The sequence below is a fragment of the Kitasatospora phosalacinea genome (assembly GCF_000717185.1).
Lineage (GTDB): Bacteria > Actinomycetota > Actinomycetes > Streptomycetales > Streptomycetaceae > Kitasatospora > Kitasatospora phosalacinea_A.
Genome location: NZ_JNYE01000005.1, coordinates 125345 through 132052 on the forward strand (window position 1 = coordinate 125345; position 6708 = coordinate 132052).

At 75.8% G+C, this 6708-nt stretch carries 4 protein-coding genes; 2 read left to right on the top strand and 2 right to left on the bottom strand.

The window, feature by feature from the left end; genetic code table 11:
* The first annotated feature begins 3 nt into the window (after positions 1–3).
* Positions 4–2628 (top strand): ATP-dependent RNA helicase, encoded by a 2625-nt coding sequence (locus OO57_RS03805; protein ID WP_063737485.1) that lies wholly within the window; start codon positions 4–6, stop codon positions 2626–2628.
* Between the two features lie 56 nt (positions 2629–2684).
* Here OO57_RS03805 and OO57_RS03810 read toward each other — a convergent pair whose 3' ends face one another.
* Positions 2685–3254 (bottom strand): GNAT family N-acetyltransferase, encoded by a 570-nt coding sequence (locus OO57_RS03810; RefSeq protein ID WP_033250807.1) that lies wholly within the window; start codon positions 3252–3254, stop codon positions 2685–2687.
* A gap of 65 nt (positions 3255–3319) precedes the next feature.
* Complete coding sequence (gene polA, locus OO57_RS03815; RefSeq protein WP_051776501.1) at positions 3320–6004, bottom strand: DNA polymerase I; 2685 nt, start codon at positions 6002–6004, stop codon at positions 3320–3322.
* A gap of 199 nt (positions 6005–6203) precedes the next feature.
* Between polA and OO57_RS03820 the strand changes: the two genes are divergently transcribed.
* Complete coding sequence (locus tag OO57_RS03820) at positions 6204–6656, top strand: PaaI family thioesterase (protein WP_014135167.1); 453 nt, start codon at positions 6204–6206, stop codon at positions 6654–6656.
* Positions 6657–6708 lie beyond the last annotated feature (52 nt).

Here is a 6708-nt window from a genome sequence, read left to right on the forward strand (position 1 = left end):
GCGGTGCGGGACGGGGGGACCGACCTGCCCGTCGCCGCGGTGCTCCCCGAGCTGGCCGCGGCGTTGGACGGCGACGGCGCCGCGGTGCTGTCCGCGCCGCCCGGCACCGGCAAGACCACCCTGGTGCCGCTCGCCCTGGCCGGCCTGCTCGGCGGCCCGCCCCGCCGGGTGCTGGTCGCCGAACCGCGCCGCCTCGCGGTGCGGGCCGCGGCCCGCCGGATGGCCTGGCTGCTGGAGGAGCCGGTCAGCGCCTCGGTCGGGTTCACCGTCCGCGGCGAGCGGCGGGTCGGCCCCGCCACCCGGGTCGAGGTGGTCACCACCGGCGTCCTGCTGCAGCGCCTGCAGCGCGACCCAGAACTGCCGGGCGTGGACGCGGTGGTGCTCGACGAGTGCCACGAGCGCCACCTGGACGCCGACACCGCGCTCGCCTTCCTGCTGGACGTCCGGGCCGCGCTCCGCCCCGAACTGCGCCTGCTGCTGGCCTCCGCGACCGCCGACACCGACGCCTGGGCCGAACTGCTCGGCGGCGCGCCCGTGGTGGCCGCCCGGGGCGTCTCGCACCCGGTCGAGACGGTCTGGGCCCCGCCGCCGACCGCCGTCCGGCCCCCGCACGGCACCCGGGTCGACCCGGCACTGCTCGCGCACGTCGCGGCGACGGTCCGCCGGGCGCTCGCCGAGCGGAGCGGCGACGTGCTGTGCTTCCTGCCGGGCGTCGGCGAGATCGCCCGGGTGGCCTCGCAGTTGACCGGCGTCGACGTCCTCCAGCTGCACGGGCAGGCGCCGCAGGCCGTCCAGGACGCGGCCCTGGCCGCCGGGGAGCGGCGGCGGGTGGTGCTCGCCACCTCGGTCGCCGAGTCCTCGCTGACGGTGCCGGGCGTCCGGGTCGTGGTCGACTCCGGGCTGACCAGGGAACCGCGCACCGACCACGCCCGCGGCCTGTCCGGACTGGTCACCGTCCGCACCTCGCTGGCCGCCGCCCGGCAGCGCGCCGGACGGGCCGGGCGCGAGGCCCCCGGCACCGTCTACCGCTGCTGGGCCGAGGCCGAGGACGCCCGCGCCGCCCGCTTCCCCACCCCCGAGATCGCCCTCGCCGACCTCACCTCCTTCGCCCTCCAGGCCGCCTGCTGGGGCGACCCCGGCGCCACCGGCCTCACCCTCCCCGACCCGCCGCCCGCCGGAGCGATGGCCGCCGCCCGCACCGTCCTGCGCGCCCTCGCCGCCGTCACCCCCGACGGCCGCCCCACCGACCGCGGCCGCGCCATCGCCCGCACCGGCCTGCACCCCCGCCTCGCCCGCGCCCTCCTCGACGGCGCCCCCGCCGTCGGCCCGCGCCGCGCCGCCGAACTCGTCGCCCTGCTCTCCGAAGAACCCCCGCGCGCCCTCGGCGACGACCTCGCCGAGATCCACCGCACCGTCCGCCGCTCCCCCGCCGACCCGTACACCCGCCGCTGGAAGGACGAGACCCGCCGCCTGGAACGCACCCTGACCCTCCCGGACCCGACCGGCAGCCCGGACGACCACCACGGCTCGGCGGCCGGGGCGGACGGCGACGGCGCGGGCGAGCGGCGGACCGCGCCGGACGGAGCGGACGCGACCGGCGGGGCGGGCGACGGCCACCGCGCGGCGGAACGGCAGGTCGTCGGCGCCGCGGCTGTCACCGCCGCCCGGCGCGGCGCGGCCGGTGGCGCGCGCACCGGCCGGGAGGCCGTCGCGTCCGGACTGTCCGATGCCGTCGCGGCCGGGCTGGTGGTCGGGCTGGCGCACCCGGAGCGGATCGCGCGGTCGCGGGAGGGCGCGGAGGGGGCCTACCTGATGGCGTCCGGGACGGCTGCGCAGCTGCCGCCCGGGACGCGGTTGCCGTCCGGCGGGTGGCTGGCCGTCGCGGTCGCCGACCGGCCCGCCGGGGCGCCGTCCGCGCGGGTGCTGCGGGCGGTGGCGGTGGACGAGGCGACGGCCCGGCTGGCGGCCGCGCCGCTGCTGGCGGCCCGCGAGGAGGTGCACTGGTCGGTGCGGCAGCGCGAGGTGGCCGCCCGGCGGGTGGAGGCGCTGGGGGCGATCGAGCTGGCGGCCGTGCCGCTGGCGGCGCCCGATCCGGCGCTGGTGCGGGCCGCGCTGCTGGAGGGCCTGGCACGGGAGGGCGTCTCCGCGCTGCTGAGCTGGCCCCCGGCCGCGAGCGGGCTGCGCGAGCGCCTCGCCTTCCTGCACCGGGCGGTCGGCGAGCCGTGGCCGGACGTCGCGGACGCCGCGCTGCCGCGCCTGCTGCCCTGGGCGAGCGGCCAGGCCGGGCGGCTGGACGAGCTCGCGCCGGAGCGGATCACCGTGCCCAGCGGCAGCCGGATCCGGGTCGACTACGCGTCCGACCCCGAGCGCCCCGTCCTGGCCGTCAAGCTGCAGGAGCTGTTCGGCTGGGACGCGGCCCCCGCGCTCGCCGGGGGCCGCGTCCCGCTCACCGTCCACCTGCTCTCCCCCGCGGGCCGCCCCGCCGCCGTCACCGGCGACCTCGCCGCGTTCTGGCGCACCGGCTACCCCGCCGTCCGCGCCGACCTCCGCGGCCGCTACCCCCGTCACCCCTGGCCCGAGGACCCCACCACGGCGGAACCCACCCGCCGCGCCAACCCGCGCAAGTGACGCCCCGCCCTGCCCGGTGCGCCGTCGCGGGGCACGCACGGGCGGGGCCGGGGCCGTCAGGCCCAGTGCTCCGCGAGCGCTGCCATGTCGACGTCGTCGATCCACTCGTCCGCGTAGCGCAGCACCTGCCGCCGGACGCCCTCGACCTTGAACCCGGCCTTCTCGTAGGCGCGTTGGGCCCGGGCGTTGAAGGCGTAGACGGAGAGCGAGACGCGGTTGAGGCCGAGGGCGCGGAGGGCGTGGTCGGTGAGCAGGCGGACGGCTTCGGTGCCGAGGCCGCGGTCGCGGCCGTCGGGGCCGATGGCGATGCGGAGGTTGCAGGCGCGGTTGGGTTCGTCCCACTCGTTGAGGACGACCTCGCCGACGCCGCGGCCGGTGGCGCGGTCGACGACGATCAGGTCGAGGCGGTCGGGCTGGTCGTTGCGGGTGGTGTACCAGTCGACGACGCGGTGTTCCATCGCCTCGTCCCACGCGGGGGGTTCGGGGGTGTACGCGTCGGAGGTGTAGCGGAGCACGTCCGGGTCGTTGAGCATGACGCGGAGCATGGGGAGGTCCTCCTCCGGCCGGACGGGCCGGAGGAGGACCTTCTCGCCCACCAGGGTGGGCTTGTCGGCGAAGGTGAGCATCCGGCCAGTCTGGGAGGACCGGCCGGACGCCCGCAAACCGTTTAGTGCGCCGCTCAGTACGCCGCTCAGTGCGCCGCGGCCTCCCAGTCCGCCCCGGCGCCGACCGAGACGTCGAGCGGGGCGCGCAGCGGGTACGCGCCGGCCATCTGCTCGCGGACGAGCGCCTCGACCTGCTCGCGCTCGCCGGGGGCGACCTCCAGGACGATTTCGTCGTGCACCTGGAGCAGCATCCGGGTGCGCAGGCCCGCGGCGCGCAGGGCTTCGTCGACCCGGAGCATGGCGATCTTGACGATGTCGGCGGCGGAGCCCTGGATGGGGGCGTTGAGGGCCATCCGTTCGGCCATCTCGCGGCGCTGCCGGTTGTCGCTGGTGAGGTCGGGCAGGTAGCGGCGGCGGCCGAGCAGCGTCTCGGTGTAGCCGACGGCGCGGGCCTCCTCGACGACGTCGTGCAGGTAGTCGCGGACGCCGCCGAAGCGCTCGAAGTAGGTGTCCATCAGGCCCTGGGCCTCGGCGGGCTTGATGCCGAGCTGCTGGGAGAGGCCGTACGCGGAGAGGCCGTAGGCGAGGCCGTAGGACATGGCCTTGATCTTGCGGCGCATCTCGGCGTCGACGTCGCCGGGGGCGACGGCGAAGACCTGGGAGGCGACGGTGGTGTGCAGGTCCTCGCCGCTGGTGAAGGCCTCGATCAGGGCCGCGTCCTCGGAGAGGTGGGCCATGATGCGCAGTTCGATCTGCGAGTAGTCGGCGGTGAGCAGCGTCTCGTAGCCCTGGCCGACCACGAAGGCGCGGCGGATGGCGCGACCCTCCTCGGTGCGGACGGGGATGTTCTGCAGGTTCGGGTCCTGGGAGGAGAGGCGGCCGGTGGCGGCGACCATCTGGTTGAAGGTGGTGTGGATCCGGCCCTGCGGGGAGACGGTCTTGAGCAGGCCCTCGACGGTGGTGCGGAGCTTGGCCTGGTCGCGGTGGCGGAGCAGGATGACCGGGAGCTCGTTGGTGGTCTGGGTGGCGAGCCAGGTGAGGGCGTCGGCGTCGGTGGTGTACCCGGTCTTGATCTTCTTGGTCTTCGGCAGGCCGAGGTCGCCGAACAGGACCTCCTGGAGCTGCTTGGGCGAGCCGAGGTTGAACTCGCGGCCGGCCGCGGCGTGCGCCTCCTCGACGCAGCGCTGGATCTCGACGGCGAACTGGGCCTCCAGGCCCTGCAGCCACTCGCGGTCGGCGGCGATGCCGTGGCGTTCCATCCGGGCGAGGAGTTCGGCGATCGGCAGTTCCATGTCGTGGAACAGTTCGACCGCGCCGACCTCGGCGAGCCGGGCGTCGAACAGGACGGCGAGGTCGTGGACGGCGCGGGCCTCGGTCATCAGGGCCTGGGCGCCGGCCGTCGGGTCGGGCTCGTCGGAGTCGAAGCTGAGCTGGCCGGTCTCGGCCTGGGCGGCGGGGGCGAGCGAGCGGCCGAGGTACTCCTCGGCGAGGACGTCGAGGGTGAAGGCGCGGCGGCCGGGCTTCTCCAGGTAGGCGGCGAGCGCGGTGTCGGCGGTGACGCCGGCGAACTGCCAGCCCTGCTCGGCGAAGGCCCGCATGACCTGCTTGGCGATGTGCAGGGCCTTGGGGCGCTTGGGGTCGGCGAGCCAGGCGGTGAGGGCGCGGTCGTCGTCCTCGGCGAGCGCGGCCGGGTCGAACCAGGCGGCGGCGGTACCGGTGGCGAGGGCGATCTGGTCGACCTTGCCGCTGCCCAGGGCCCAGGTGTAGTCGGCGGCGAGCGCGGTGCGGGCGTCCTCGCCGGTGTGCTGCTCCAGCCAGGCGGCGAGCGCGCCGGGCCCGGTGAGCAGGTCGCCGTCGACGGCGGGCCCGGCGGGGACCTCGACGGCGGCGGCGCCCTCGGCCCCGGCCGGGTCGATCCCGGCGATCCGGTCGCGGAAGTTGGGGTTGCGGAACTCCAGCGCCTCCATCAGCCGGGCGACCTCGTCCTTGTCGAACGGGGCGCGCTCCAACTGGGGGACGCCGAGCGGGAGTTCGACGTCCCGTACCAGCTCGGTGAGGAAGCGGTTGCGCTTGACGGCGTCGAGGTGCTCGCGGAGCTTCTCGCCGACCTTGCCCTTGACCTCGTCGGCCCGCTCGACCAGTTCGGCGAAGGAGCCGAACTGGTTGACCCACTTCGCGGCGGTCTTCTCGCCGACGCCGGGGATGCCGGGCAGGTTGTCGGACGGGTCGCCGCGCAGGGCCGCGAGGTCCGGGTACTGGTCGGGGCGGACGCCGTACTTCTCGGCGACCTTCTCCGGGGTGTAGCGCGTCAACTCGGAGACGCCCTTGGTGGGGTAGAGCACGGTGACGTGCTCGTTGACGAGCTGGAGGGAGTCCCGGTCGCCGGTGACGACCAGCACCTCGAAGCCCTCGGCCGCGGCGGCGGTGGCCAGGGTGGCGATGACGTCGTCGGCCTCGAAGCCCTCGGCGGTGATCCGGGGCACCCGCATGGCGTCGAGCAGTTCGCCGATCAGCGGGATCTGGCTGCGGAACTCGTCCGGCGTGGCGGAGCGGTTGGCCTTGTACTCGGGGTACTCGACGGACCGGAAGGTCTGCCGGGAGAGGTCGAAGGCCACCGCGAGGTGGGTGGGCCGCTCGTCGCGCACCGTGTTGGCCAGCATGGAGGCGAAACCGTAGACGGCGTTGGTGTGCTGGCCGGTGGCGGTGGAGAAGTTCTCCACCGGCAGGGCGAAGAAGGCCCGGTAGGCCATCGAATGCCCGTCCAGCAGCATCAGCCGGGGCCGTCCGGCCGCACTCTTACCCGCACCCTGTGTCGCCACGTCACGTCCCGTTCCTGCCGGTTGCACTGCCTCCCCTGATCCTAGGGCGTGGGACGGACATCTCCGGCGCGGCGCGGAGCGCCTCCCTACTGGCGGGTAGACAGTCGTACGATCGACGCGCAACGAAGCGAAACCGGAAGCAGGGAGCACCATGACCGACGCGGCGCCCGTACTGAAAGTGCCCCAGGACGTGCTGGACCACTTCGCCAAGCTCGGGGTGAGCCCGGAGACCTTCTCCGGCGGCCACCTGGGCGAGAAGCTGGGCATCACCATCGTCGAGGCCTCCCCGGACCGGGTGGTCGGGACGATGCCGGTGGAGGGCAACCAGCAGCCGTACGGACTGCTGCACGGCGGGGCGTCGGCGGCGCTGGCCGAGACGCTGGGCTCGATCGGGGCGATGCTGCACGCCGGGCCCGGCCGCTACGCGGTCGGCGTGGACCTGAACGCGACGCACCACCGCTCGGCGACCTCCGGGCTGGTGACGGGCGTGGCGACGGCGGTGTTCAAGGGGCGCACCGCGGCGACGTACGAGATCGCGGTGACGGACGACACCGGCCGCCGGATCACCTCCTGCCGGCTGACCTGCATGCTGCGCGACCTGTAGCGGCCGCCCGGGCGGGCGGGGCGGGCGGTCCGGCGGGGCGCGGGGCACGGGG

Excerpts from the sequence above, each read along its gene's own strand:
- polA (WP_051776501.1), bottom strand. The coding sequence starts at position 6,004 with ATGCTGCTGGACGGGCATTCGATGGCCTACCGGGCCTTCTTCGCCCTG.
- OO57_RS03810 (WP_033250807.1), bottom strand. The coding sequence starts at position 3,254 with ATGCTCACCTTCGCCGACAAGCCCACCCTGGTGGGCGAGAAGGTCCTC.
- OO57_RS03820 (WP_014135167.1), top strand. The coding sequence starts at position 6,204 with ATGACCGACGCGGCGCCCGTACTGAAAGTGCCCCAGGACGTGCTGGAC.